Genomic DNA, 26511 nt, shown 5'->3' on the forward strand with positions numbered 1-26511 from the left:
GACGATTCTCTCTGCCAAAAATTAGGCGTTAGTCTACCATAATGATAGGGTAATACGAATATTGCTTTAAAATCGATTCACTTAAAATAGAGAAAACTTGATTTAAAATAATGAATACGCCAACGCAAATAACATTATCTAATTCATTGGTTATCAATCAGTCAACGACTCCCCAACCCAATGAGTTATCACAATTACCTAATGAGGTACTTGCGGCTAAAAACATTCAATTTTCGAAAGACTCGATTACGCTTGATGTATTGATTGATAAGCATTGGCAAACATTAAGGCTTGGCACTGCAAGCACACCTCAAAATTTACAAAAAATAGCCAGTGCCAACATACAGCTCAACCCCGATGGCAAACAGCTCAACATCACGCCAAACACTACTACCCTGACTTTAAATCAACCAGTACAATTACAGCGTTTATTAAATTATGTAAGCACGGGCACTGAGGTACAAAGCAAACCACTGGATGTACAAGTCGTTGTATCCCCAACTCCCAAATTAGTAATTGATAAACTCAACGCCAGTATTGCCATAAATAAAGACGTAGCGCAGTTACTTATAACCGAACAGCCTTTAAAAGTAGTTGTTAGCACCACCAATAAAGGCACACAGCTTAATGTTATTAATCGCTTTGCAGATACAGTTCATACGCAACCACTTAGCCAAACTAAACTTACTAAATTACTCGTGGCTTTATTACCTAGTGCGCAACTGCAAGCAACACCTAAGCTCGCTATTTTAACTCATCCTCAAAAGCCAGGTTCGTTTACAACGCCTATTACTAATCAACAAGTTAGTGAGCTACCCAACACGCCTATTAAAGTAAATTTAATAAATCAGGCAGATAAATTACTTATTCAAACCGATGCTAACAATATAAAAGTGACGCTTAATAACTCATTTTCTAAACCATTTAACGAGTTACTTTTAGCGCAAAAAAGCAACGCACCGGCAGTGCCATCGTCTGTTTCTAATGTAAAAGTAAACCCATTATTGACCCCAGATAGTCCAATAAAATCGTGGCTACAAAATAGCTTTAGTGATTTAAAAACGCGAATTAATGATGCGGTTAAATACTTTGAAAATAAGCCCTTTGCAGCAGCAAATAAACCTGAGCTAACACCACCATTTGTATTGTCTGCAATACAAAGGCCAGGCTTAATTGTACAAGTAACAGAATCACCGCTAACTAGAGTTAACATTACCCAACATGTAAGTACTGCGTTGAATAGCAATACGAGTAACATTTTACCAGAGCACTTTTCAAGACTCCCACCACTTGTACAATTAACTCAGCAAATAAAAGGAAGTGTTAGTGTTTGGCAATCACCTTCAAACACAGCAACAACCAACACGCCAATAACAAATAATATTACGCAAAGTGAAGTGGCGAGCGCTAAGCCAAGTAATCCAAACGCGAGTCAATTGAGTGCTCTGAGTATTAGTACCAACAGTAAAGTTGATACGTTAATTAAGCCTACAAGTGAAATTGTTACTAAAGGGCAAACAACTTCTTCAGTGCAACAAGTAATAAACGGCAACAATCAAAACAGTGTAAACTCTGCCGCTATTAAAAACACGATCCCATTAGCAGAGCCGTTATCTAATATTGCCTCTCGTAGTCAAATGCTACAACCAATAGAAGCAAAGCTATTAAGCACATTATTAAAGCTTCCTGATACCACAATCCCTACGGATAGAGTGGCTGGTAACAAACAGCTTTTAAGTAGTCAAATTACTGACATTACAAATAGAGCAACAAAAGATACGCCCGATTTAACTCGCTTAATTAACCAAGCATTTAATCGCATGGTCTCAAGTAATAATATTAACCCTGCGACCATACAGCGTGAAGTATTAGCCACCTTACAACCATCTCAATTAACGGGTGATATACTACAAAGTAGCTTCACTAAAGGGCTTGAACAAGTTGCAGTGAGTATTTTAGCAGCCCCTATAATTAGCCTATCAGTAACACCAATAAGCTTTAATAACCAAACTGGCTTAGATGCGCTTTTACAAGTTCTCATACCTACTTTTAAGACCGGTAACGCGGGAGCAAAAATACTTGAGCAACTGCAGCAAGCTCAAGTTCAAGCATTAGCTAGCGAAATCGTACACGTTAAAAACACACTTACCCAAGTAAGTGTTTCAACACCAAATCAGCAACCTGACACAAACCCGCTTGCACAATTTTTATTACCAATGAAATTGCCGCCAGAAGCTGCCCAAACAGAAATAACATTGGGGCAATATAAAAAGCCAAGCGCAGATAAATTAGAAGATAAAAATGTATGGTTTGTCAGGTTAAACTTTGATTATGCACAGATTGGGCAGTTACAAATTACCGCTGAGTTAATGGATAAAGCACTTGATTGCCAGCTATTAGCCTCGAGCCAAGAAATAAGCGCAATTGCTCACCCTCACTTAGATAATTTAAGATCCAAACTAGCTAAACATGGTTTACAAGTTGGAGAGCTCAACTTAAAGCGAGGCGATGCAAATAATCAGGTATTTTATAAATCTCATGCAATTATTAATATTAAGGTTTAGCTATGAGTGATACACCTATTAATAAGTCAGCCATTGGGCTTTTATATGAAGCAGGCAATACACCCACTGTAAGTGTAAAAGGGTTTGGCGAATTAGCTGACGAAATAATTGCGGCGGCAAAACTCAAAGGAATTATGATTCACGAAGATGCTGAGCTTGCTAAAACGTTGTCTCATTTGAGCTTAGGGGAGGAAATTCCTAAAGAACTTTATTATGTAATTGCAGAACTCATTGCGTTTTCATATGTATTAAGAGGTCAGTTTCCGCCAGGCTGGCAAGACTTTCAAGGTAAGTTAAATATTAAAGCATGAGCTTATTTATGCACTTGTAAACACAAAGGCGCTAAGCGCCTTTTTGCTTATGTAATGAAAATAGTAATTCAGCTTCTGCTCGCGGTAATTCGCATTCGCGTATCACCTCATCAAGATCGGCACCTAATTCAACCATTTTTACTGCACGAGAGTAAATTTTAGCATCAGGGTCATCGTATTTTTGCGCAGCTTGTTGTTGAACCAAATCTTGATTTTGTTGTTCAACCTCAAGCACTCGCTTACCAATACTTAAGAGCCCTGTTCTAAGCTCTGAAATCTCACTTCGCAAAATATGAGTTTGCTCTGAGCTATCTTTGAGCTGTTGCGACACTGCATTAACTTCATTCGCTTGTTTATTTTTTAATGCAATAATTAACGCCAGCGATATGAGTCCTATCGCTAACGCTGATATAGCTATACTAAGTAACAGCATAATTTATTTGGTAAAGCTTATATATCGCTTAACTCATCCCATTCGTCATCACTGAGTAACTTATTTAAATCAACCAAAATCAGTAATTCATTATCACGATTACAAACGCCTTGAATAAACTTAGCACTTTCTTCAGTACCAACATTTGGTGCACTATCGATTTCAGAGCTGCGTAAATAAACCACTTCAGATACGCTGTCAGCTAAGATGCCGATAACTTGCTCTTCAGCTTCAATAATTAAGATACGAGAATTATCGGTTGCATCAGCAGCTAACAAACCAAAACGTGCACGAGTATCTATAACCGTTACAACGTTACCGCGTAAGTTAATAATACCAATAACGTAAGAAGGAGCACCTGGTACAGGGGCTATCTCAGTGTAACGAAGTATTTCTTGTACTTGCATTACATTTACGCCGTAGGTTTCTTCTTCTAGCTTAAACGTAACCCACTGTAAAATTTCATCATTATTATCTGCGTTTTTATTTGCTGACAGTAATTTATCTTGATTCATGCTATTACCCCGTAATGGTCATTACTACTGACGGCTATCTAAGCCTTTCTCTAATAATATATTTAAATTATCTACGTCTATTAAAGCACACATTTTTTCTTTTATAACACCAGCAAGCCATGGGCGCTTACTTTTATTTGTACGCCATTTTACATCTTCTTTACTCAATGTAATGTTATTTATCAACTTTTCAGCTAATAAGCCCCACTGGCTATCACCTAAGGTAATTAAATACTGATAATCTAAAGACGCTTCTAATTTATCATCATACTTTTCTGGCATTACCCACCGAGCAGTATCAACAACATTAAGCTTTTCTTCTCTATTGAGCATAACGCCTTTAAACCACTTTGGCTTACCAAACAAATGATTAACTTCACCTAATTGATGTATACCGCCTAATGCTTTTAAGGGTACAGCCAATGTTAAACCAGCAACTTCAAAAAATAATGCCTGAAATTCACCATCAAAATAGTCAGATTGGCTAGTGGTTACAATCTGTGGTTGTGGCTCTGATTCTTCTATAGTAGTAGTTACAGGCTCTATTACTTCATCGTCAATGGCTTTATTAACTTTTTCGGCTTCAATAATCGGTTCAACTATTGGCTTAATTTCGGCATTAAGTAAATCTTGATCAAATATTTTTCCTGCCGCTTTTATCTGTTCTTTAGGTTTTAAATGAATATGTTCTTGCTGCGAGTCGTGCGGCATTTGCTCGAGTAATTTTGCAACTGGCTCAAGGTTATCTACAAGCTCGTCTTCACATAACAAAGCCCCTAGGTATTGTTTCATTACTTTTTCATTAGCAAATAATTGCTTACTCATTCATTAACCTTGTTCAATTAAATATTCTAGCAGTGCTTTATATGCGTATACACCACGCGAACGAGGGCAATACTCTACAGGCACTTTTTGCGCAAAGCTTGCATCTCTAAATTTAGTATCTACCGGTATTACACCTGGCCAGACTTTATCACCATACGTACTTTGCAGTGTTTTATATGCTTCTAACGATGCTTTAGTACGTTTATCATACATAGTAGGGATTATAGTATATTGATAATCTTTCGCTTGAGAGGTTTGCATTAATTCCATAGTGCGCATCATTCTATCAAGCCCTTTAAGTGCTAAAAACTCCGTTTGCACTGGCACTAAAATTCGCTCACTTGCTGCAAGCGCATTAACCATTAACACCCCTAAAACGGGAGGGCAATCTAAAATTGCATAATCGTAATGTTCACTGATTTTTGCAAGTGCTTTTTTTAGTATTAATCCCATTCCTGTTTTATTACCCATACTTCTATCAAGCGTGGCTATTGCCATTGTTGCGGGTAAAATATCCAGGTTTTCAAGCGTTGATGGGCATAAAGCTTGAAGTATCTCTTCACTTTGCATGTTTGTGCCACGAGCAAAAATATCGTACACACTCACTTCTAAATCTTCTGAGTCAATGCCAAAGTAATAAGTGAGTGATGCATGAGGGTCTGTATCTATAAGCAACACACGCTTACCCTGCAAAGCTAAAATACCGGCAAGGCTCACTGCAGTTGTTGTTTTCCCAACACCACCTTTTTGATTTGCGACAGTCCAAATCTTCACATTACATCCTAATTACTGTTCATTGCGCGTTGTTATGCGAATACCACCATGAGGCAAACGAATTATTTTTATTGTATCGTCATCTGAAGGGAGCTCAATTTCAGGCTTTGCCACTACTGGTTTATTAACTTGTTCATCACCTTTAATGTCTTGTATTGGTGGTAAACCATACTTAGAAAGTGCAATAACAACTTTACGATTTTCTGCTCGCCCTTGTTCTGTATCATTACTTACAAAAGGTGAATATTGACCATAACCTTCTATCGCCATTCTGGCAGAATTAATACCTAATGCTTCTAGCTCTACTAAGATAGACGTTGCTCTAGCAACCGAGAGTTCCCAATTTGAGCGAAATATCTCGTTGCGAATACTTTCATCATCAGTATAGCCACGCACCCTAATATAGTTATCTACTGGAGCAATAATATCTTTAACAATTTTGACGACTTGCTTTGCTCTCGAGTGTGCAACTGAGCTACCACTTGAAAATAACATACCTGAGCTGAGCTCTATAATCAGCCAATCTTGATTCAGCTCTAAGCTGGCTTCTCCGTCACGAATTTCATCAATAAGCGCTGACTGCAGCTTAGCAAGTAAGCTATCGAGTGGTTTTCCTAAATATTTCTGTTGTATGTTACTTGTATCACTTTGACCGTCGAGTAACTCTGGACCTTGTTCTTCTTTTAAAATACTTTCACCATAAAGAACTTCTTGTTCTGGGCTAACTCTATCTGTCAATATTCCATTACCATTGACGCCCTCACCTTGCTGGGAGTGCTGGCGGGCAGATTTATCAAAAACGTGTTCAAGGGAGTCTGACAATATTTGAAATTGTTCTTCTTTGTTAATCGCTATTGCATACAGCACCACAAAAAAAGCAAACATAATCGTCATGTAGTCGGCATACGATACAAGCCAACGTTCTGTATGCTGACTTTTAGTATCAGAGTGACGAAGTCGTCGGCGTAACATGTTATTCGTCCACTAAATTAGGACGCTCTACACGGTAGGCTTCAAGCTTTAATTCAATATTTACTGGGCTTTCGCCAACACTTATTGCAATCACGCCTTCGGCAAGCATTTCATGATAAAGCATTTTTTGCTCTACACGCTGTTTTAACTTATTTGCCATAGGTAAAAACAATAAATTAGCTAAACCAACACCATAAATGGTCGCAATAAATGCAGTAGCAACACCCGCACCAAGCATTTGCGGGTCGGTAATAAACGACATAGCCTGTATTAAACCAAGTACCGCACCTAAAATACCAATGGTAGGGCTGTAGCCTCCCATTGCTTCATAAACACGTGCGGCTTCAAGTAAACGATCACGCTCTAACAGTAAGTCAATTTCAAGAGTGTCACGTAGCTTTTGCTCTGAGCAACCATCTACAAGTAGACTTAAACCTTTTGCAGCATACGCATCTGGATGAGCTAGCGCCTCATTTTCAAGCGCTAAGTAACCTTCTTGACGCGCCTTATAAGACCATCGTTTAACTTGCTCTATTGCGTCTTCAATATCGTATTGTGGCGCAACAAAAACCCAAGAGCTCATATTTAGCATTTTTTTGAATGTACTGGCCGATGTTTGTAACATAACAGCGCCAAGCGTGCCGCCTAATACAATAATAAGCGCAGGGCCATTAAATAGTGCAGAAACAACGCCGCCTTCTAAAGAGTAACCTAGTCCTATTGCACCTAGTGCTACAAATAGTCCAAATATTGAGAGCTTATCCACAACCCACCTCTCTCTTTATACGCGCTGCAACATCATTCAGTGCTAAGCTTTCACTCGAAAGTCCCGCATTAGCGATAGCTTGAGGCATTCCATAAACAACACAGCTTTTCTCATCTTGCGCCCAAATAGTTGCACCTGTTTGTTTTAACATTCTTGCACCGTCACGTCCATCAGCGCCCATACCTGTTAAAACAATAGCAAGCACATCGCCTTGATACGTTTTTGCTGCACTGGCAAAAGTTACATCCACACTCGGTTTATAGCTTATTCTCTCACTATGATCTTCAAATACCCGCAGTGTTCTATTTGCGCCACGCCCTTCTACCATCATCTGCTGTCCGCCGGGTGCTAAATAAGCTGTTCCAGGCTGTAAACGGTCACCTTGTTGCGCTTCTTTCACTTTTATTTGGCACAGGCCATTTAAGCGTGCCGCAAATGCGGGTGTAAAAGCCGCAGGCATATGCTGAATAAGCAAAATTGGATGAGGAAAATTAGCTGGTAATTGAGTTAATATAGTTTGTAGTGCAACAGGACCACCTGTAGAAGTACCTATAGCCACAAGCTGGTATTGCTTTCCACTTGCTCGCATTGAGGCAATACTTGTACCTGACGGTGATTTAGGTGCTGCTCTTTGAAAACTTCTATCGGGTTGTTTTATCGAAGGCGTTAGTGTACTTGTTGTTGGTTTGGCTGGAATTACTGACTTAGGTGGCGTTGCAGCTTTAAACGTTCGCGGTAAGCGTCTTCGCCCTATATCTTTCACTTTATTTTGCAAAAGCTTTATAGCGTCTTCATTATTGCGAGCGATGTCTTCAAATTTTTTCGGTAAGAAATCCATTGCTCCCGCATCTAGCGCATCAAACGTTGCTGTCGCGCCATCACGTGTTAAAGATGAAAACATTAAGATCGGCGTTGGATTACTCGCCATTATCTCTTTAACTGCGCTAATACCATCAAGCACAGGCATTTCTACATCCATAGTGATCATATCTGGACGTAGCTGAGCTGCCTTTTCAACAGCCTCTCTGCCATTAACAGCAAAGCCTATAACTTGTATGTCACTGTCTTGCTCAAGAATTTCGCTTACTCTACGGCGAAAAAAGCTTGAATCATCAACAACTAAAACTTTAACGGCCATTTAGCTCTCTTATTAAATTTATGCGTAGGTATATATTAAATATATACCTACTTTATTATTAGCCTGCGTAATGTTTTAACATGTTTGGAACGTCTAAAATTAGTGCAATGCCACCATCTGAAGTAATTGTAGCACCTGCCATGCCTGGGGTACCTTGTAGTAACGCATCAAGTGGTTTAATGACAACTTCTTCTTGACCTATTAATGAGTCAACAACAAAACCAATTTGCTGAGTACCAATTTGCACGATAACGACGTGACCTTGTGATTTTCGCTTCGAACGATCTGACCCTTTAACTAACCAATGCTCGAGGTAAAATAACGGTATTGCCTTTTTACGCACAATAATTGTTAATTGCCCATCTACCACATTTGTTTTCGTTAAATCTAAGTTGAATATCTCACTAACACCAGCAAGTGGTAACGCAAATGTTTGTGCGCCAACAATGACCATTAAGGTTGGTAATATAGCTAAGGTAAGTGGTACTTTAATCTCTAAAATAGTACCGACGCCTAACTCAGATTGAATACTTACAGAACCGTTTAATTGGGTGATTTTAGTTTTCACCACATCCATTCCAACACCACGGCCTGAAATATCAGATATTTCTTCTTTTGTAGAAAAGCCGGGTGCAAAAATCAAGTTATATGCTTCAGTGTCAGAAAGTCGACTTGCTTGGTCGTGATCAAGCACACCTTTACTAATTGCTATTTTTTTCAGTTTTTCAGCATCCATACCTGCGCCATCATCTTTAATGGTAAGCAAGATATGGTCACCTTCTTGAGACGCTGATAAAGTTACATTACCTGTTCTCGGCTTTCCTGCAGCCTCACGAACAGCTGGCATTTCGATACCATGGTCAACTGAGTTTCGAACTAAATGCACAAGAGGATCGGCAAGGGCTTCAACCAAGTTTTTATCTAAATCAGTTTCTTCACCTACAAGTTTTAGGTCAATATCTTTGTTTAAGCTGCGAGCTAAATCGCGAACCACGCGAGGGAAACGACCAAATACCTTTTTAATTGGTTGCATTCGCGTTTGCATAACCGCACCTTGAATATCAGCAGTCACCACATCTAAGTTAGAGATTGCTTTACCCATGGCTTCACTGTCTGAGTTAGTAGCTAAACTAACCAAACGGTTTCGTACCAGTACTAACTCACCAACCATATTCATAATTTGGTCAAGTCGTTTTGTGTCTACACGAACTGTCGTCTCTGCTGCTGGCGGTGCTGATTTTTTAGGCGTTACTGGCGCTGCTTTAGCTACCGGTTTTTCTGCCGGTTTAGAAACGGGTACTTTTGCAGGTTCAGGTTTGCTTGCAGGCACACTCGCTTTTTCAGCTGGTTTAGCAGGAATATTTGGCTGTTTCACCGCAGGAACGCTTTCTGTTGATTTAGGTGCAGTACCTTTGCCATGAAGTTCATCAAGGAGTGCTTCAAACTCATCATCACTAATTTCATCACCTGATAAATTAGAAGTATTTGAGGCTGGTTTAGCTGCATCTACAGGCGCTTTAACTGCGTTATCTTGTTCAGGTGCTTCACTCGCAACCTCACCAAAACTGCCAACACCGTGTAACTCGTCTAATAAGCTGTCAAATTCATCATCAGTAATATCACCATTAAAATCACTACTACTTACTGCTGGCTTTTCAACTACAGGACTTTGACCTTTACCATGTAGTTCATCAAGCAAGTTTTCAAATTCGTCCTCAGTGATTTCATCTATCTCAGCGTCACTAACCGAAGGAGTTCCACTAAATAGTTCATCAAATGCAAACGGATCTTCATCATCAGCTATTGGCGTATCAGCTACTTCATTATGAGGCTGTTCAACTTCAGTTTGTGAAGAGACTCCATTAAGCTCATCTTCTGTTGGGGGTAAGCCCAAAATATGGAGGGTGTGAAGTAATTCAGGATCTGCAGGTTCTGGCTTATCCCTATTTTGAATAGTCGCGAACATTTCATTAATGGTGTCGAGCGCTTGTAAAATAACATCCATTAACTCTGAATTGACAGTTCGCACGCCTTGACGTAATAAATCAAATACGTTTTCAGCGCCATGGCAAGCATCAACAAGTTCTGTCATCGCTAAAAAGCCTGCTCCACCTTTTACAGTGTGAAAGCCTCTAAATATAGCGTTTAGTAACTCTGTATCTTCTGGATTATTTTCCAGTTCAACTAACTGTTCAGATAAAAGCTCTAGGATTTCTCCTGCCTCTACAAGAAAGTCTTGTAAAATATCTTCATCGACTTCAAACATGCAGTTACTCTCCTCTTAGAAGCCCAAACTTGATAAAAGATCATCGACTTCATCTTGATCAGATACAACATCATTACGCGATTCTTTATCAATAATAGGGCCTTCAGGACCTGCTAAAGTTTGTGTGGCAACTGGTTCTTTTATTTTTTGTTGTTCTACTTTATTCGCTGTGTTGTCACTATCATCTTGTTCAGCAAACGCTGTTAAAAGATGAAGTAAGCTTTCTTCTACTTCTCTAACAAGTTCTATAACACGACGAATAACTTGACCCGTTAAGTCTTGATAATCTTGAGCCATTAGTACATTTGTCATTAAGCTTTGAAGCTCATCAGTTTTGTGATGAGAGCTATTCATAAACTTATCGATACTATGGCAAAGTTGTTTAAACTCACCAAGCTCAATCTCGCGACTCATTAAACGATCCCATGTCGGTTTGATATGAGATATTTCATCTGCCAGTTGTTGAGCTATAGGTAAACTAGCCTCAACAGCATCCATTGTTTTATTAGCCGCATTCTCTGTCATTTCTATGACATAATTAAGCCGCTTTTTAGCATCTGGAATAGCATCAGTCGTTATATTAGTTAAGCGAGTATCAAGCTCAAAGCTTTTAAGTGCTTCGTGCAGTTGACGAGTCAACTTCCCAACTTCAGCAAATAATTTAGACTGCTCTTGTGAAGCGGTCTCTAAAATCAACTCATTTGCTTTATCTTGCTCATCGTTTTCTAAAAAAATGACGAGTTGACGAGCTTGTTCTAACGTTATTTGAGGCGCAGCTGGTGCTGACATAAGCCTCTCCCCCATCATTAGCCTAAGCGTTCAAATACTTTTTCTAATTTAGTTTTTAATGTTCCAGCCGTAAACGGCTTAACAATATAACCATTAACGCCAGCTTGCGCTGCAGCTATTATTTGTTCTTTTTTAGCTTCTGCCGTTACCATCAATACAGGGATATGTTTTAACTTATCATCTGCACGAATTGCTCTTAAAAGGTCAATGCCTTGCATTCCAGGCATATTCCAATCTGTAACCACAAAATCAAATACTTGATTTTGTAACATAGGCAAAGCTGTAGACCCGTCATCAGCTTCTTGAACGTTAGTGAAACCTAAGTCACGTAATAGGTTTTTTATAATTCGTCTCATCGTTGAAAAATCATCAACTACAAGAATTTTCATGTTTTTATCCAAAACATCCCCCAGTGAGGTATTAACCTTAGTTTACTTACTACTAGTTTATCCAGTCATTGATTTTAGCTTTAAGCTTAATCATCGCCTGACCATGTATCTGACTTACACGCGATTCGCTTACATCGAGTATATGTCCTATTTCTTTTAAATTCATTTCATCGTTATAGTACAAAGAAAGCACCATTGCATCACGCTCTGGTAATGACTTTATCGCGCTTAGCAAAGACTCATTAAACCGGTCATTTTTAACATTATTAAAAGGTTTGTCTAGCGCTAAATCTTGGCCTACGGGAGTAATAACATCCTCATCGACACCAAGGTCTTCTATGCCTAATACTTTACTGGTATTAACATCATTTAAAATATGATGGTACTCATTGAGCGAAATTTCAAGTTTTTCAGCAACTTCTGTATCTGTTGGTTCGCGGTTCAGACTACTTTCGAGCCCAGTAATTGCTTCTGCAACTTGTCGGCTTTTACGGTGTACTGAACGAGGAGCCCAATCACCACGGCGCATTTCATCAAGCATAGCACCGCGAATACGAATACCAGCAAAGGTCTCAAAGCTTGCACCTTTTGTTGCATCAAAGTTTTTTGAAGCTTCTATTAAACCTATCATTCCTGATTGAATTAAATCATCAAGCTGAACGCTAGGTGGTAATCGAGCAATTAGATGACATGCCACTTTTTTTACAAGTGATGCATGTTTCTCAACAATCACATTTAAGTTTTGTGTTGATTGATATCCCATAGCTCTATTCACCAGTGTTGTCATAATTAGCCGTTTACTAGTTTCTCAATGAAAAACTCTAAATGCCCAGATGGTTGATTTGGTATTGGCCATTTAACTGCTTTTGTTGCCAGTGTTTTAAACGCAAGAGCGGCTGGCGAATTTGGAAAGAGTTCTACGATTACTTTTTGACGACGTGTTGCTTTGCGCATATTTTCGTCATAAGGAACCGTTGCGACTAGCTCCATTGATACATCTAAAAAGCGATCTGTTACTTTAGAAAGCTTTGCAAATAATTCGGTGCCTTCACGCATACTGCGGACCATATTGGCGACAATTTTAAACTTATAAACACCGTGCTCACGGCTTAATACTTTAATAAGTGCGTAAGCATCCGTTATTGATGTTGGTTCATCGCACACGACAACCATTACATCTTGTGCCGCGCGAGAAAAGCTCAGTACCATGTCTGAAATACCTGCGGCGGTATCTACAATTAAAATATCAAATTCGGTATTTAATTCGCTAAACGCACGAATTAGTCCAGCATGCTCAGATGGCGATAACTCCACCATACTTTGCGAACCAGACGTAGCGGGTACAATTTTAATACCTGCTGGGCCTTCAACTAAAATTTCGTCAAGCTCACATTCACCAGACAAAACGTGTGATAAATTACGCTCTACACGTAAACCAAGCATTACATCACAGTTTGCTAAACCTAAGTCAGCATCCAGCACTAATACTCTGTTACCTTGTTGCCCTAGTGCAATAGCTGTATTTAGAGAAACATTTGTTTTCCCTACTCCACCCTTACCACCGGTTACAGCGATAACTTTTACGCCGTTGTTATTGTTTTGACTCATCTTGCGCAGGCCGCTTGCTTGATCTAATACTGTGTTAATCATACATCCCTACTGTACTTGGCGCCACTGCTTGGTGCCTTGAATGTTGTGCTTTTATTCTTTTTAAATACAATTGCTCAGCCTTTTTCACTAGTTTTTCAGCATTTGCAACACGAATATCTTCTGGTACTCGTTGACCGTTAGTAAGATACCCTATTGGAAGACGATTTTGAATCGCAATACTAATAATCTCACCCAAACTCAAAGATTCATCTAACTTAGTGAAAATACAACCACTTAACTGTACTTTTTTAAAGTGGCGTACTGTTTCTTGTAATACATTAATTTGTGCTGTCGCGCTTAGTACTAGGTAGCTGCGAATATCCACACGTTGGTTGCGCATTAACGTGTTTAACTGCTCAGTTAAACGTAAATCTCGTTGGCTCATACCTGCTGTATCAATTAATACTAGACGTTTATTTCGTAAATGATATAAAACTTCAGCTAATTCATTAGCATCTTTAACTTGCTTTACACCACAACCAATAATACGGCCATATGTTGCAAGTTGCTCATAGGCTCCAATTCTGTACGTATCAGTGGTTATTAACGCCACTTTATCAGCGCCATATTTTTGTGCGCCTAACGCTGCAAGCTTAGCCACAGTTGTTGTTTTGCCTACACCGGTCGGACCCACTAATGCATATACACCACCTTGGCGAAGTATTTCATTATTGGTTGTTTGCATTTGATCTTCGACCATCGTTAACAATGCTTTCCAGCCTTGTTGACGAGACACATCATCAGGTACAAAACATGCCATTTGTTGTGCTACTTCTTTATCAATGCCCATACCGACTAAACGATCAACCATGCAAGCACGTGTTGGATCGCGACGCGCCATATCTTGCTGCATTAAACCCGATACTTGATGCTCTAATAACTGACGAATTGCGTTCATTTCTTCACGCATTGTTGTCATTTCTTCGCTTTCATTATTAGGTTTTTGCTGGCGAGCAGTTACTGGGCTGTCTAAATCATCAAAGTCGCTGTCTAAATCGTCAAAACCTAAGCTATCGGCTTGCGTATGAGGACGTGCAGGGGCTACATCATCACGTGCAAACATATTATTAGTAGGGCGCGCTTTAGCTACAGGTTCCTGGTAGTTATCTGTAGTATCAATACCTGATTGAGAAAACATTGACGCAAGCTCTGGGGAGCGAGGACGCGGTGATTGACGCTCTAATAAGGCTTGTAAGCTATCTGCTACTTTTGCTTGAGGTTCAGGTTTGGCACGCTGAGGTTCTGATTTTACAAAGTTGTGCATACTTTGCTGTGGCGCTTGAGCACGCGGCTCTGCATTGCCTTGTGGTTGCGCTGTTGCTTTAGGGGCTGCTTTGTCATAATCAACTGCCGCTACAATTTCTACACCGTTAGCCAGCTTTTTATTTGACATAATAACCGCATCAACACCTAACTCATCTTTAACTTCTTTAAGTGCTGTGCGCATATCTTTAGCAAAAAAACGTTTAATTTTCATGATTCAACCCCTTTTAAAATCTTATTGTTGGCCTACTGAGCTAACAATCTTGATCTGTCTTTCGTCTGGTACCTCTTGATAAGACATCACTCTCAATCCTGGAATGGTGTACTTAACAAAACGAGATAACACAGTGCGTAACATTCCTGACGTTAGCAATATAGAAGGTTCACCGGCCATTTCTTGATTTTGATGAGCTTGTGTCAATGACACTTGAAGTCGCTCTGCAAGTCCTGGCTCAATACCGGCACCTTCATCGCCTGCATTTTGTAATGACTGATGCAACATCTGTTCCAACTCAGGTGCCAAGGTTATGACAGGGATTTCTGATGACATACCAACCGCATCTTGAACAATTAATCTACGCAGAGAAATACGCACTGCAGCCGTTAATACGTCAGGGTCTTGGCTACGCGGGCCATACTCAACTAGGGTTTGAACAATTGAGCGCATATCGCGAATAGCAACGCCTTCATTCAATAAATTTTGCAGTACTTTTACAATTGCAGTTAATGGCAACACATCTGGTACTAGTCCTTCAACTAAGCGAGGGTGGCTTTTAGCAAGCATATCAAGCAGGTTCTGAACTTCTTCGTGCCCTAGTAGTAACGCCGCACTGTTAGTTAATAACTGGCTGATATGAGTGGCAACTACCGTGGCTGAATCTACAACGGTGTAACCTAGTGATTGAGCTTCATCTTTTTGATCTGGTTTGATCCATACTGCATCAAGGCCAAATGCAGGGTCTTTAGTTTCAACGCCTTTAATTGGACCAAATACTTGCCCTGGATTAATCGCCAGCTCGTCGCCATGTTTAAGTTCGCTTTCACCTGTTGAAACACCCATTAGCGTTATTCTGTAAGCATTAGGGTCAAGCTCTAAATTGTCGCGAATGTGCACAGGTGGTACTAAAAAGCCAAGCTCTTGAGAAAGCTTTTTACGTACACCTTTAATACGATTAAGTAGCTCACCACCTTGAGATTGATCTACCAACGGAATTAATCTGTAACCTACTTCTAGGCCAATTACGTCAACCTGCTGAACGTCATCCCAGCCAAGTTCTTTTTGCTCTTGTTTATTGGCAATACCCGTTGCAGCGCTTCCACCACTGGCGGCTTCTTCAGCTTCTGCTGCAGCGGCTTTTAATTTACTTTGCTGCGTGTAGTAAGCTAAATAACCAAGTAACACACCTAAACTTAAAAAAGCAAAATGTGGCATACCAGGCACTAAGCCCATGATGATCAAAATACCTGAAGCAATGAAGAGAGATTTTTCGTTACCAAGTTGCTTCTTAAATTGGTCACCCATATTGAGCGACTCATTTTGGCGTGTTACAACAATCGCAGTACCAATTGAAAGTAGTAAAGAAGGGAGCTGAGCAACTAAGCCATCACCAATGGTAAGTAATGTGTATACTTCCATTGCATCGCCAAAACTCAAATTGTGCTGAATCATACCGACAAATAAACCACCAACAATGTTGATGATTAATATAACAATACCTGCAATAGCATCGCCTTTTACAAATTTACTCGCACCATCCATTGAACCGTAAAAATCGGCTTCTCGGGTTACTTCCTCTCGGCGGTCACGCGCTTGTTCAGCACTGATAAAACCAGCGTTTAAATCAGCGTCAATTGCCATTTGTTTACCCGGCATTGCATCAAGGGTAAAACGTGCAGATACCTCAGATATACGCCCTGCACCTTTAGTAATTACCACAAAGTTAATAATGATCAGGATTAAAAACACGACCAAACCAACAGCGTAGTTACCACCAATAACAACTGAGCCAAACGCTTCAATCACCTTACCTGCAGAATCTCCTCCGTTATGACCTTCAAGTAGTACAACTCGAGTACTGGCAACGTTAAGCGCTAAGCGCATAATCGTAGCGATTAATAATACAGAGGGGAATATACCAAACTCAACCGGCTTCATCGTGTAAACGGTCACGAGTAAAACCACTAATGCGAGAGCAATATTAAACGAGAAAAGGATATCGAGTAAAAATGGCGGTAACGGTAGAATCACCATTCCCAAGGCAGCAAGCACAAGCAAAGGAGTACCTACCCCTTTGGCATAGTCTTTTTTGTCTCTGTTAAGTTGTTGTAATACCGCTTTAAAACTCATAATTCTACAATTTCAAAAAATTGACACTACATAGAATTTGCAATAACTATTCCAAGTTATTAAGTTAGCGATTTAATACTTATAGGCATCGGGGATTGGGAGCTTATTATTAAGCTTAGTTGGGCGTTTACCGCGCCCTTTATTAAAGCGCTTAAGCTGAAATACATACGCTAAAACTTGCGCAACAGCAGTAAATAGCTGATCGGGTATTTGCTCTCCTACTTCAGCCGTATGGTAAAGCGCTCGGGTCAACATAGGGGATTCTAAAATAGGTACTTCATTCCCTATTGCTACTTTTCGAATTTGCATCGCCATTTCATCAATACCTTTAGCAAGCACAATAGGCGCTCCTGCACGCTCTGTATCGTATTTTAATGCTACTGAGTAGTGAGTTGGGTTGGTAACAATAACGTCAGCGTCAGGGACATCTTGCATCATGCGGTTTTGCGACATTTGCCTTTGTGTTTGCCTAATACGCGCTTTTATTTGTGGGTCACCTTCAGAGTTTTTATACTCATCTTTAATTTCTTGCATGGTCATTTTAAGTTGTTTGTTGTGGTTATAACTTTGAAATGGCGCATCGATGGCGGCAATAATAATTAAAGTGCATGAAAGGCCTAAAAACATCCAGCCTAAAATCTCTAAGGCATGAATAATATTACCTGGTGCACTTTCTAAACTTAAATGCAGTATTTCATCAAAATAAGTATTAATTAAAAACACAGCAAAACTTGCAACCAAACCAAATTTTAAAAGTGACTTTACAAGCTCAATAGCCGCTTGCGGGCCAAACATACGTTTAAAGCCTTTCATTGGCGACATTTTACTTGCTTTAGGCGCAGCGGCTTCCCAGCTAAAATTAAAACCACCTAGTAACGTATTCCCAATAAATGCAGCCAAAACTATAATTAATACAAACATAGCCATAGGAAACATTAAAGCATCTGCAACCTCTCCCCATACAGCAAACATTTTAGTGGTATCAAAGGCTTCGTTACGGTTTAAGCTAAGGGTTCGGCCCATTACATTGTATAAACCTTTGCCAATTTCAGGACCATACATCAAAAGCGATATAGCCGAAAAGATAAGTACAAACATGGTACCTAGCTCTTTTGAGCGTGCTATTTGGCCTTTCTTTTTAGATTCTTCAAGCTTTTTGGATGTGGGTTCTTCTGTTTTTTCTTGCCCTGAGTCTTCAGACATGACTTTCTCCTAAGGTGAGCAACCAACTAAAGTACACATTAGCTCAACCATTTTTAACCATTGAAACTCAAACTGAGTAACAAAGTTACCTAGTGTCGCCCAAATAATAATAAGTCCCGCTACCAAGGTAAACGGAAAACCAATAGAGAAAATATTTAATTGCGGTGCTGCGCGCGTCATAATACCAAACGACATATTAATAACGAGCATAGCCGTAAGCGGTGCAAGTGAGAGTACTAGTGCTGTCGTAAACATCCAGCCACCCCAGGTCACTATGTCCCAGTAATGATCTACAGACCACCATGTGCCATCAATGGGTAGCACTTGAAAACTATGCACCACCATTTGAATCATCATTAAATGACCGTTAAAAGCAAAAAATAGCAGGGTGGCCAAAATAAGGAAAAACTGACCCACAGCAGGCACACTCGCGCCATTAGAAGGGTCAATAACAGAAGCGAAACCTAAACCCGTTTGCATCGCAAGTATTTGCCCTGCTAACACAAAAGTATTTAGTAAAAGTATAGATGCAAAACCAATAGCAACACCAATCAACATTTGTTGAATAACCACTAAAATCATCTCAAACGAAAATAGATTAGTGAATGTAGCTGGCGGTAAGACGGGGACAACAACAAAAGTTACAACAACTGATAAACCCATTTTTATACGCGTAGGAACATTTTTAGCCCCTAAGCCCGCCATAATCATAATCATTGAGCTAATGCGTACCAGCGGCAACAAAAAATCGCTCAACCATTGAATAACGACAGCAAATGGATATTCCACATTTAACCTGCAATTTCAGGAATAAGTAATACTAGGCGAGTAAAAAAGTCCATTAGTTCTTGAGTAAGCCAATGCCCACCAACAATTAGCGCACTAATAGTAATTAATAAACGAGGTAAAAAGCTCAGTGTTTGTTCATTGATTGACGTTGCGGCCTGAAACACAGCCACAACTAAACCAATAATTAAGCCTGGGACTACAATTGCAGACACCAGTTTAATAACTAGAAATAAAGCGTCACTTAGGATATCAACAAAAATTTCCGGTTCCATGTTGTACTCCTATTGTTGAGTCATGTTAATGCTTTGCATACTAAGTTCCTAAACCAAAGCTTTTGGCTAGAGTCCCCATCACTAAGCTCCAGCCGTCTACAAGTACAAATAACATAATTTTAAACGGCAAGGACACAATCATGGGTGAAAGCATCATCATACCCATTGCCATTAATACCGAGGCGACCACTAAATCAACGATTAAAAATGGAATAAAAAACATAAAACCGATTATAAATGCGGTTTGCAGTTCACTGGTTACAAATGCAGGTATCAATACTATTAATGGCGTATCTTGTGGCGAATCTAGCTGATCATAACCGGCAATTTTAGCAAATGTTTCTAAATCTTTTAAACGCACTTGAGAAAGCATAAAGGCTTTCATTGGCTCTTTAGCAAGCTCTAATGCCTCTACTGATGTAACCTGCTCATTTAAGTAAGGTTCTATAGCTCGCTCGTTTACCTGCTGATAAATAGGCGACATTATAAAAATACTTAAAAAAAGCGACATGCCTAATAACACTTGGTTTGACGGTGTTTGCTGTAAACCAATTGCTTGGCGCAAAATAGCGAGTACAACAATAATTCGTGTAAATGAGGTCATCATAATTATGGCAGCCGGTATAAAACTCAGCGCCGTCATAATGGCTAAAACTTGTAACGTTACTGAGTAATCTTGTGTGCCATCAGTGTTTGTTGTAATAGTAAGTGCATCAATTCCTTCTGCACTTACACTTGGTACAAACACCATGGCAAAAATAATAAGCAGCCACTTTGTCATAGGTTTAATTCTTTTTATTTTGGTTTGATTGCGGGTTTAAAAAGTTTACCAAATCGTTTAGCGAGTTCAGGCAGTTCTTTTTCACTTAATGGGGTTTCTAACTTGTGTAAGTAATTAATACTGTGGGGAGTTACACCAAGTAAGTGCTGAGCATTATCTATCTCAACAACCATTAAACGCTCACGAGAACCCAAAGGCAGGCTTCTGACTACTTTAAATTCATCGCTGTTAGCTAAATTTGGATTAAGCTTTTTAACAAAAAATGCCAGCACAATAATCAGTACCAGCACCATTACAAGCGACAGCACCATAGAGAGTATATCTCCAGTTGGTGTTGCCACATCTGCTTTTGAAAAAACGGAACTAGTTAAAGCAACTAATAAGGTCATCGTAGTTTTTTGATCCGCTCTACTTGGCTTATCACGTCAGTTAAGCGAATACCAAACTTGTCGTTTACTACAACTACTTCGCCATGAGCTATCAAAGTACCGTTAACTAGTACGTCTAGCGGCTCGCCCGCGACACGGTCAAGCTCAACAACAGAGCCTTGGTTGAGTTGCAGTAAGTTACGAATATTAATTTTAGAGCGCCCTACTTCCATTGAAATAGTAACGGGGATATCTAAAATAGTGTCGAGTTTTCGTTTTTCATCGCCACTCATTTCGTGTTTTGAATCACTTAACTCATCAAGCTCTGCAACATGTGCTTCGCTACTATCATCTGGACCTTCGGCTTCTGCTAATGCTGCTGCCCATTCATCCATTGTATCTTGATCATCGCTCATACTTTTAACCTTTTAATCAATTACCAGTCTAAGTCTACACCGTCAGAGAGGTGTAAATCATCTTCTAGTTCTGCTAATTCTGCATCTGAGTCAATTTTCTTGCCGCCTTTGGTAAATACATGCAGCTCAGATTTAACTGAATCAGGTCGTTTAATTTTTTCACTAATTTGAAGCGCAACATTATCGCGAGAGCGGCCCATCTTGGCTCTAAATGTAGGTAATTCCTCAACAAATACGGTTATATGCTCAGGCATTTCAACCGGAATAATATCGCCAGTTTTGAGTTCCATAATCTGCCTTAAGGTTAAATCGACTTCAAGTAACTGAGTCGACATATCAACCTCTACATCCATTATTTCGTCGCGAAGTGCTTTGCTCCAACGTAAATCAGTATCTTCAGTATCAGATTGAACACCCGCGTCTAACAGCTCTCGAATTGGCTCAAGCATTGAATATGGAAGTGCAATATGAAAATCGCCACCGCCACCATCGAGTTCAATATGAAAAGAACTAATAACCACAACCTCGGTTGGGCTTACAATATTAGCCATAGCTGGGTTTACTTCAGAATCGAGATATTCAAACGATACATCCATAACCGGTGCCCATGCTTCTTTATAATCTTCGAAAATGATCTTAAGGAGCATTTGCACAATACGACGTTCTGTAGGCGTAAATTCTCGGCCTTCAATTTTTGCATGATAACGCCCGTCACCACCAAAAAAGTTATCTACCAAAATAAACACAAGTCGTGCTTCCATGGTAATAAGGCCGGTACCTTTCAGCGGTCTAAAACGCACCATATTTAAGCTGGTTGGAACAAACAGAGTATGGATATACTCACCAAATTTAATCATTTGCACGCCATTAATAGACACCTCTGCGGTGCGGCGCATCATGTTAAATAGGCTAATTCGCATATGACGAGCAAAGCGTTCATTAACAATTTCCAGTGTCGGCATACGACCACGCACGATCCGATCTTGCGAAGAAAAATCGTACTGAAGCGTACTTCCCCCGCCATCTTCACCTTCGTGTATATCTTCCTCTTCAACGTCATCAACGCCGTGTAATAGCGCATCAATTTCGTCTTGGGATAATAAATCGCTCACGCTAACCCCTTATTGCATCACAAAGCCGGTAAACAATACCCGCTCAATTACTTTGCTGCCTTCAACATCCATCAAGGCTTTTTGTACCTTTTCAAGTGCAGAAAAACGAAGTGTTTCTTTACCAGAACTCGTACTTAACTCATCGGCTGTTGTAGTAGAAAACACACTTAGTAGCGTCCCTTCTATTAGCGGAATATGTTTTTTAGCGGTTTCTTCGTTTACTTCACCACGTACTAATAACTGTACTTTAATTTGCACAATTCTGTCGCGACTTGAGCCAGGCACATTAAATACAAATGGGCGTGGCATCGCAACATATAAAGCACTGCCTATCTCAGCTGAATCACTAGGCTCAGCTGAGGGGGTATCTGCTGATATTGCAGTCTCTTCATCCAAGGTTTCAACTGACGCATCCGAACCTGACATAAAAAAGTAACCCGCAGCACCACCTATTATAAGTAGTACAGCCACTATAATTATTATGAGTTTCTTTTTGCTTTTACCGGTTTCTTCTATTTCTAAACTTGCTTCTTCAGCCATCATGATTCCTTTAATCGCAAAGGTACTTGCTTGTTTTAACTATTATAATAGCAGTACTTAGGCATAGTAATCTATTGATGATGAAGTTTGTTGTCGAGAACTTTGTGCAGTGTTATTTGCTTGCTCGTCGTTTTCATCATTAACTGACTTATTATTAGCCAAATTACTTTGAGTTCCACCTTCACTGTGCTCGGCAGTTTCACCACCTGATTGCCCATAAGAAATAGTGCTTTCACCAAGCTCTAACCCCTGTTGCGCTAACATTTCACGTAAGCGCGGCATTGATTGTTCAAGTGCTTCTTTGGCTTGCTGATTTTGTACTACAAAGTTTATATGTGCTTGTTCTGCATCGCTACGAATACGTATTTGCATACTACCCATTTCGGGAGGATCTAAACGAATTTCTGCTTCTTTGTTATTAATGCTCAGCATTGAGCTAACGCGCTCTTGCAGTAATTTAGCTGCATCACTTTTAACAATATTAATTGCCTGCATTACACCAGGATCAATACTTACTTGCTTAACTTGCGATGTACTTTGTAATTGTTGAGTTTGTATTATTTGGGTATCAAGTAAGCTCTGCTCGTAATTTAATGAGTCGTATTGGCTTAATGTGCTCGTTTGCTGAGTATTTAAAGCAGCTGTAATTTGCGTAAATACTTGTGCTACGCGTGCAGGTGTTTGTTCTGCAGTTATTTTTTTAAGGCCATCTTTTTGTAATTCTTCAAGTGATTTTAATAAATCATCACCCTCAGTTGAGGTTGTTACGGCTTTATTTAAATCAGCCCCTTCGTTTGTCGATGTCTTTAAGCTTAACTTTTGTGGATTATATACTGTATTAGGAGTCTCTGACGCTACAAACGTTTTTGAGTCTGATTTAGCTGTGTCGGCAAGTCCTATTTCAATTGAAGCTTTTAACTCATTAACAGTTTGCTTAAGCGCTGACAACTGTTCGCCTTTAGGCTGATCTGTTTTCATATAAGTGTTTAATTGCGTTAATAAGCTTTGTTTTTCAGCTGTATTAAGTGAATTTATTTCTGTGCTAAAAGAGTGTTTAGTTACTGTGCTCTGTGCTTTTTCGTTATCAGTAATAAATTGCGCAAGCATTTGCTTAAGATCAGTAGTACTGCTAGTCGCGCCGTTCATTGAATCAGTATTTTCTAACACCTTAACTTGCGCATTAAGTTGTGAGCGCTGCTCTGGCGTTAAACTAGCAATAACATTATTAGATTTAATTAAGCTCGCATCTTTAGCTATTAAGGCGTCAATTGCTGCGCCTTTTTCGCTCTCAGATGTCTGTGAACTTGATTGCATCGTTTCTGATTCAGTTAAAGAAGGTGTCGCTACAGATGGAGCAGCTGGCGTAGGCACTGGTGTCGGCAACACTATATTTTTTGCACTTTTATCAACGGATTTATCTTGAGCTAATTGTCCCTTAATATCCATTGAAACTAATTCAGTGTCATCAACTATAGAGCCAAGGCTGTCATCGGGTTTTTTACTTATAGGGTTTAATGGCCCTTCAATTGCCTCAGCAACACCACTTTTACGATGCTTGCCTTCATTTAATGGTAATGAATTTAAAGATAGTGAGCTAAAGTTATCGCTTTTTGAATCAGTTAATTTAGCCGCTTTAGAGTCTACATTAGTGGCAATTGGATTTTGCACTACACTCGCTGCATTCGCTTCTTCAGTCGATACTTCGCCACTTGCATTAGCTGATGCAATTCCTGATGTGCTTTTTAATTCTGTATTTTCTGATTCTGTATTTTCTACCTGTGTAGCTTCTAGATCTGTATTTTCAGCTGTCTCAAAAGGCTTATTGACCGAAGTGCTCATTGCTTGTGCTGAATTAATCTGATCAAGCATCTCAACAGACACAAAAGTAACTTCGCCCGTTGCTACTTCATCTAGCTTTACGCTCAGGTTTTCATTTTTTTCTGGCTGTTTATGCTTTGGAATAGCAATCGAATTTTCGGCACCGGGATTTTTATTGCCTTTAAGCAAAGGCTCCATAGAATTATGCGCTTCGTGTAATTGGCTTGAAAACTCCGCGCCTAAATCGCCTTCATTATTAGCTAAGCTATTGTCTTTAAAGGCTAACAAAGAGTCTTTTTCAGAAGAAACTAAAAACGAAATGTTATTCATCGCCATAAATCACCTAATACCATTACGGCAATATGCCACCGCATACCGCCAAAAGTTGAATTCCACTAAGTAATAAAGCAATTAGCGTGCCTGAATTACAAAGCTTTACGACGTTGAAAAAACTGATTAGCTGAAAATTCATCTAACATTTTTTGCTCATTTTTAGCCATTAACGCATTTGCTTTGAGTTTTTGATTTTCGATTAATTTGGCGACTGCTTTAGCTTTAATTTGCTGCTTAAGCCATAGCGTTTTACGTTGAGTAACAACTTGCTTAGCGGTATTTACCGTACTTGCTTGTTGGCGAATTGCTTCTTCAATTTTAGCTATAAAGGCATGATACTGCCCAAATCCGGCACTAGATAAACCCGATTTTCCCTTAAGGTGTAACTGCTGAGAGTACTCAAGTCTAAAATTATTTAAACCTTGTAGCTTTTGTTGATTCGATTGCAAGTTTTGATTGGCTTGTAAGTAACTCATGCGCAAACTTTCTTCTTTGTCATTTTCAATTTTGAGCAATAAATCGAGTTTATTTTTAGCCATTATGCTTGTCCTAGTAACTGAGCAAGACCTTGCAGACCATCATCGTAACTAATGACATCTCGCATACCTTGTTGTAAAAATGCATTTACTCTTGGCATCATATTTATGGCTTGATCGAGCATTTGATCGGTCCCTTTTTGATAGGCACCTAAAGTAATCATATCTTTGTTTTGTTGATACATTGAATATACTTGCTTAAGCACTCGGGCTTGTTGCATATGCGGCTCAGAAACAACTTGAGGCATAACACGCGAAATCGACTTTTCTATATCTATAGCGGGATAGTGCCCGCTGTCGGCTAAATCACGCGATAATACAATGTGGCCATCTAATATAGCTCGCGCTGCATCAGCAATAGGGTCTTGCATATCATCGCCTTCACTAAGCACTGTAAAAAAGGCAGTAATTGAACCTTGCCCTTCTCCGCCATTACCGGCGCGTTCTACTAGTGCAGGTAATTTAGCAAACACCGAAGGCGGATAACCTTTGGTTGCCGGCGGTTCGCCTACAGCAAGTGCAATTTCACGTTGCGCCATTGCGTAACGCGTTACCGAATCGAGTAACAATAATACGTTTAAACCCTGATCTCTAAAATACTCTGCAATAGTTACGGCGCTCTCGCAGCCTTTTAAACGCATAAGTGGTGATGAATCAGCGGGTGCTGCGACAACAACTGAACGTTTGCGTCCTTCTACACCGAGTATTTCTTCAATAAATTCTTTTACTTCGCGGCCACGCTCCCCCACCAAGCCAACAACAATAACATCGGCTTCACTACCTCGGGTCATCATACCCAGTAGTACAGATTTACCCACACCAGAGCCTGCAAACAAGCCCATACGCTGGCCTTGCCCTACTGTAATTACCGAGTTTATGGCACGCACGCCTACATCCATAGGCTTAGTGATTGGTCTTCTAGAAAGCGGGTTTATAGTATTTTGCGCAAACTTTAAATGATGCTCAGCATTAATTTTACCAAGGCCATCTAGCGGCCGGCCTAAACCATCTACCACGCGGCCTAATAAACTCATCCCTACAGGCAAACCTAAGTTATTAACTTGAGGAATAACACGCGCACCAGGTAATACACCAGAAATATGGTCGTTAGGCATTAAGTACAAAGTTTGGTCGTTAAAACCGACTATTTCGGCGTCAACAAAGCCGTTCATGGTTTCTATTTTACATTGGCTACCAACGGGTGCACGTAAACCTCTAGCCTCAAGGGTAAGGCCAACAACACGCGTTAAAATACCTGCAACAGCAGGCGCTGGGGTTTTAATATGTTGTTGATATTGAGATAAGCGTTCGCTTAAAGGTGCACGTTGAGTTGACATAACA

General features: G+C 39.8%; 26 protein-coding genes and 1 pseudogene. 2 read left to right on the top strand and 25 right to left on the bottom strand.

Going from position 1 to position 26511, the window contains the following annotated elements:
• The first annotated feature begins 110 nt into the window (after window positions 1-110).
• Together I6E80_RS12870 and I6E80_RS12875 are read left to right on the top strand one after the other, a co-directional pair.
• Complete coding sequence (locus I6E80_RS12870; RefSeq protein WP_197185692.1) at window positions 111-2564, top strand: flagellar hook-length control protein FliK; 2454 nt, start codon at window positions 111-113, stop codon at window positions 2562-2564.
• A 2-nt stretch (window positions 2565-2566) separates the two neighbouring features.
• Window positions 2567-2875: an EscU/YscU/HrcU family type III secretion system export apparatus switch protein gene (locus I6E80_RS12875; protein WP_076923499.1), complete on the top strand. Its 309-nt coding sequence runs from the start codon at window positions 2567-2569 to the stop codon at window positions 2873-2875.
• 31 nt (window positions 2876-2906) lie between these two features.
• Here the strand turns inward: I6E80_RS12875 and I6E80_RS12880 are convergent, their stop codons facing one another.
• The 25 genes and pseudogenes from I6E80_RS12880 to fliI form a co-directional block, all read right to left on the bottom strand.
• Window positions 2907-3308 (bottom strand): DUF2802 domain-containing protein, encoded by a 402-nt coding sequence (locus tag I6E80_RS12880; protein WP_076923500.1) that lies wholly within the window; start codon window positions 3306-3308, stop codon window positions 2907-2909.
• 17 nt (window positions 3309-3325) lie between these two features.
• A complete protein-coding gene (locus I6E80_RS12885) occupies window positions 3326-3823 on the bottom strand; it encodes a chemotaxis protein CheW (RefSeq protein WP_002959294.1) in 498 nt (165 codons plus the stop codon).
• 24 nt (window positions 3824-3847) lie between these two features.
• Window positions 3848-4648, bottom strand: coding sequence for a chemotaxis protein CheW (locus I6E80_RS12890; RefSeq protein WP_076923501.1), 801 nt, complete (start codon window positions 4646-4648; stop codon window positions 3848-3850).
• A gap of 3 nt (window positions 4649-4651) precedes the next feature.
• Complete coding sequence (locus tag I6E80_RS12895) at window positions 4652-5422, bottom strand: ParA family protein (RefSeq protein WP_197185693.1); 771 nt, start codon at window positions 5420-5422, stop codon at window positions 4652-4654.
• A gap of 12 nt (window positions 5423-5434) precedes the next feature.
• Entirely contained in the window at window positions 5435-6394 is a 960-nt protein-coding gene (locus I6E80_RS12900) for a flagellar motor protein MotB (protein WP_197185694.1), read from the bottom strand.
• A 1-nt stretch (window position 6395) separates the two neighbouring features.
• The gene (locus I6E80_RS12905) at window positions 6396-7160 is read right to left on the bottom strand and encodes a flagellar motor protein (protein ID WP_024599203.1); all 765 of its coding nucleotides are present in this window, start codon (window positions 7158-7160) and stop codon (window positions 6396-6398) included.
• Window positions 7153-8298 carry a chemotaxis response regulator protein-glutamate methylesterase gene (locus I6E80_RS12910; RefSeq protein WP_197185695.1) on the bottom strand — a complete coding sequence of 382 codons (1146 nt, stop codon included), beginning with the start codon at window positions 8296-8298 and terminating at the stop codon, window positions 7153-7155. Before I6E80_RS12910 ends, I6E80_RS12905 begins: the two co-directional genes overlap by 8 nt.
• Before the next feature lie 58 nt (window positions 8299-8356).
• The gene (locus tag I6E80_RS12915; RefSeq protein WP_197185696.1) at window positions 8357-10564 is read right to left on the bottom strand and encodes a chemotaxis protein CheA; all 2208 of its coding nucleotides are present in this window, start codon (window positions 10562-10564) and stop codon (window positions 8357-8359) included.
• Window positions 10565-10579: 15 nt separating this feature from the next.
• A complete protein-coding gene (locus I6E80_RS12920) occupies window positions 10580-11353 on the bottom strand; it encodes a protein phosphatase CheZ (RefSeq protein WP_197185697.1) in 774 nt (257 codons plus the stop codon).
• A gap of 17 nt (window positions 11354-11370) precedes the next feature.
• Window positions 11371-11754, bottom strand: a complete 384-nt coding sequence (cheY, locus tag I6E80_RS12925) for a chemotaxis response regulator CheY (RefSeq protein WP_008132609.1) — start codon at window positions 11752-11754, stop codon at window positions 11371-11373.
• A 40-nt stretch (window positions 11755-11794) separates the two neighbouring features.
• Window positions 11795-12505 (bottom strand): RNA polymerase sigma factor FliA, encoded by a 711-nt coding sequence (locus I6E80_RS12930; protein ID WP_024599207.1) that lies wholly within the window; start codon window positions 12503-12505, stop codon window positions 11795-11797.
• Window positions 12506-12531: 26 nt separating this feature from the next.
• Complete coding sequence (locus I6E80_RS12935; protein ID WP_002959312.1) at window positions 12532-13392, bottom strand: MinD/ParA family protein; 861 nt, start codon at window positions 13390-13392, stop codon at window positions 12532-12534.
• Window positions 13385-14869: a flagellar biosynthesis protein FlhF gene (gene flhF / locus I6E80_RS12940; RefSeq protein ID WP_076923504.1), complete on the bottom strand. Its 1485-nt coding sequence runs from the start codon at window positions 14867-14869 to the stop codon at window positions 13385-13387. The genes I6E80_RS12935 and flhF overlap by 8 nt, the downstream gene beginning before the upstream one ends.
• 21 nt (window positions 14870-14890) lie before the next feature.
• A complete protein-coding gene (gene flhA, locus I6E80_RS12945; RefSeq protein WP_197185698.1) occupies window positions 14891-17002 on the bottom strand; it encodes a flagellar biosynthesis protein FlhA in 2112 nt (703 codons plus the stop codon).
• 72 nt (window positions 17003-17074) lie between these two features.
• Window positions 17075-18205, bottom strand: coding sequence for a flagellar biosynthesis protein FlhB (flhB, locus tag I6E80_RS12950; RefSeq protein ID WP_010553902.1), 1131 nt, complete (start codon window positions 18203-18205; stop codon window positions 17075-17077).
• A gap of 9 nt (window positions 18206-18214) precedes the next feature.
• Complete coding sequence (fliR, locus tag I6E80_RS12955; RefSeq protein ID WP_007585805.1) at window positions 18215-18994, bottom strand: flagellar biosynthetic protein FliR; 780 nt, start codon at window positions 18992-18994, stop codon at window positions 18215-18217.
• Window positions 18995-18996: 2 nt separating this feature from the next.
• The gene (fliQ, locus tag I6E80_RS12960; RefSeq protein WP_002959325.1) at window positions 18997-19266 is read right to left on the bottom strand and encodes a flagellar biosynthesis protein FliQ; all 270 of its coding nucleotides are present in this window, start codon (window positions 19264-19266) and stop codon (window positions 18997-18999) included.
• A 40-nt stretch (window positions 19267-19306) separates the two neighbouring features.
• Complete coding sequence (fliP, locus tag I6E80_RS12965) at window positions 19307-20047, bottom strand: flagellar type III secretion system pore protein FliP (protein WP_076923505.1); 741 nt, start codon at window positions 20045-20047, stop codon at window positions 19307-19309.
• 4 nt (window positions 20048-20051) lie between these two features.
• A pseudogene (fliO, locus tag I6E80_RS12970) lies at window positions 20052-20436 on the bottom strand (flagellar biosynthetic protein FliO).
• Entirely contained in the window at window positions 20433-20831 is a 399-nt protein-coding gene (gene fliN / locus I6E80_RS12975) for a flagellar motor switch protein FliN (RefSeq protein ID WP_024599211.1), read from the bottom strand. Before fliN ends, fliO begins: the two are co-directional and overlap by 4 nt.
• Before the next feature lie 20 nt (window positions 20832-20851).
• Window positions 20852-21943, bottom strand: coding sequence for a flagellar motor switch protein FliM (fliM, locus tag I6E80_RS12980; RefSeq protein WP_024599212.1), 1092 nt, complete (start codon window positions 21941-21943; stop codon window positions 20852-20854).
• A gap of 9 nt (window positions 21944-21952) precedes the next feature.
• Window positions 21953-22483 carry a flagellar basal body-associated protein FliL gene (gene fliL / locus I6E80_RS12985; RefSeq protein WP_024599213.1) on the bottom strand — a complete coding sequence of 177 codons (531 nt, stop codon included), beginning with the start codon at window positions 22481-22483 and terminating at the stop codon, window positions 21953-21955.
• Window positions 22484-22540: 57 nt separating this feature from the next.
• Entirely contained in the window at window positions 22541-24637 is a 2097-nt protein-coding gene (locus tag I6E80_RS12990; protein ID WP_197185700.1) for a flagellar hook-length control protein FliK, read from the bottom strand.
• An 89-nt stretch (window positions 24638-24726) separates the two neighbouring features.
• Complete coding sequence (gene fliJ, locus I6E80_RS12995) at window positions 24727-25173, bottom strand: flagellar export protein FliJ (protein WP_010553907.1); 447 nt, start codon at window positions 25171-25173, stop codon at window positions 24727-24729.
• Window positions 25173-26507 (bottom strand): flagellar protein export ATPase FliI, encoded by a 1335-nt coding sequence (gene fliI, locus I6E80_RS13000; protein WP_002959338.1) that lies wholly within the window; start codon window positions 26505-26507, stop codon window positions 25173-25175. Before fliI ends, fliJ begins: the two co-directional genes overlap by 1 nt.
• Window positions 26508-26511 lie beyond the last annotated feature (4 nt).

This window comes from Pseudoalteromonas sp. NSLLW218, from assembly GCF_015864775.1.
Classification (GTDB): Bacteria; Pseudomonadota; Gammaproteobacteria; order Enterobacterales; family Alteromonadaceae; genus Pseudoalteromonas.

Excerpts from the sequence above, each read along its gene's own strand:
- I6E80_RS12885 (WP_002959294.1), bottom strand. The coding sequence starts at position 3,823 with ATGAATCAAGATAAATTACTGTCAGCAAATAAAAACGCAGATAATAAT.
- I6E80_RS12915 (WP_197185696.1), bottom strand. The coding sequence starts at position 10,564 with ATGTTTGAAGTCGATGAAGATATTTTACAAGACTTTCTTGTAGAGGCA.
- I6E80_RS12875 (WP_076923499.1), top strand. The coding sequence starts at position 2,567 with ATGAGTGATACACCTATTAATAAGTCAGCCATTGGGCTTTTATATGAA.
- flhA (WP_197185698.1), bottom strand. The coding sequence starts at position 17,002 with ATGAGTTTTAAAGCGGTATTACAACAACTTAACAGAGACAAAAAAGAC.
- fliJ (WP_010553907.1), bottom strand. The coding sequence starts at position 25,173 with ATGGCTAAAAATAAACTCGATTTATTGCTCAAAATTGAAAATGACAAA.
- I6E80_RS12900 (WP_197185694.1), bottom strand. The coding sequence starts at position 6,394 with ATGTTACGCCGACGACTTCGTCACTCTGATACTAAAAGTCAGCATACA.
- I6E80_RS12930 (WP_024599207.1), bottom strand. The coding sequence starts at position 12,505 with ATGGGATATCAATCAACACAAAACTTAAATGTGATTGTTGAGAAACAT.
- fliN (WP_024599211.1), bottom strand. The coding sequence starts at position 20,831 with ATGAGCGATGATCAAGATACAATGGATGAATGGGCAGCAGCATTAGCA.
- flhF (WP_076923504.1), bottom strand. The coding sequence starts at position 14,869 with ATGAAAATTAAACGTTTTTTTGCTAAAGATATGCGCACAGCACTTAAA.
- I6E80_RS12990 (WP_197185700.1), bottom strand. The coding sequence starts at position 24,637 with ATGGCGATGAATAACATTTCGTTTTTAGTTTCTTCTGAAAAAGACTCT.
- flhB (WP_010553902.1), bottom strand. The coding sequence starts at position 18,205 with ATGTCTGAAGACTCAGGGCAAGAAAAAACAGAAGAACCCACATCCAAA.
- fliQ (WP_002959325.1), bottom strand. The coding sequence starts at position 19,266 with ATGGAACCGGAAATTTTTGTTGATATCCTAAGTGACGCTTTATTTCTA.
- fliP (WP_076923505.1), bottom strand. The coding sequence starts at position 20,047 with ATGACAAAGTGGCTGCTTATTATTTTTGCCATGGTGTTTGTACCAAGT.
- I6E80_RS12890 (WP_076923501.1), bottom strand. The coding sequence starts at position 4,648 with ATGAGTAAGCAATTATTTGCTAATGAAAAAGTAATGAAACAATACCTA.
- I6E80_RS12870 (WP_197185692.1), top strand. The coding sequence starts at position 111 with ATGAATACGCCAACGCAAATAACATTATCTAATTCATTGGTTATCAAT.
- I6E80_RS12920 (WP_197185697.1), bottom strand. The coding sequence starts at position 11,353 with ATGTCAGCACCAGCTGCGCCTCAAATAACGTTAGAACAAGCTCGTCAA.
- I6E80_RS12935 (WP_002959312.1), bottom strand. The coding sequence starts at position 13,392 with ATGATTAACACAGTATTAGATCAAGCAAGCGGCCTGCGCAAGATGAGT.
- fliI (WP_002959338.1), bottom strand. The coding sequence starts at position 26,507 with ATGTCAACTCAACGTGCACCTTTAAGCGAACGCTTATCTCAATATCAA.
- I6E80_RS12910 (WP_197185695.1), bottom strand. The coding sequence starts at position 8,298 with ATGGCCGTTAAAGTTTTAGTTGTTGATGATTCAAGCTTTTTTCGCCGT.
- fliL (WP_024599213.1), bottom strand. The coding sequence starts at position 22,483 with ATGGCTGAAGAAGCAAGTTTAGAAATAGAAGAAACCGGTAAAAGCAAA.
- I6E80_RS12880 (WP_076923500.1), bottom strand. The coding sequence starts at position 3,308 with ATGCTGTTACTTAGTATAGCTATATCAGCGTTAGCGATAGGACTCATA.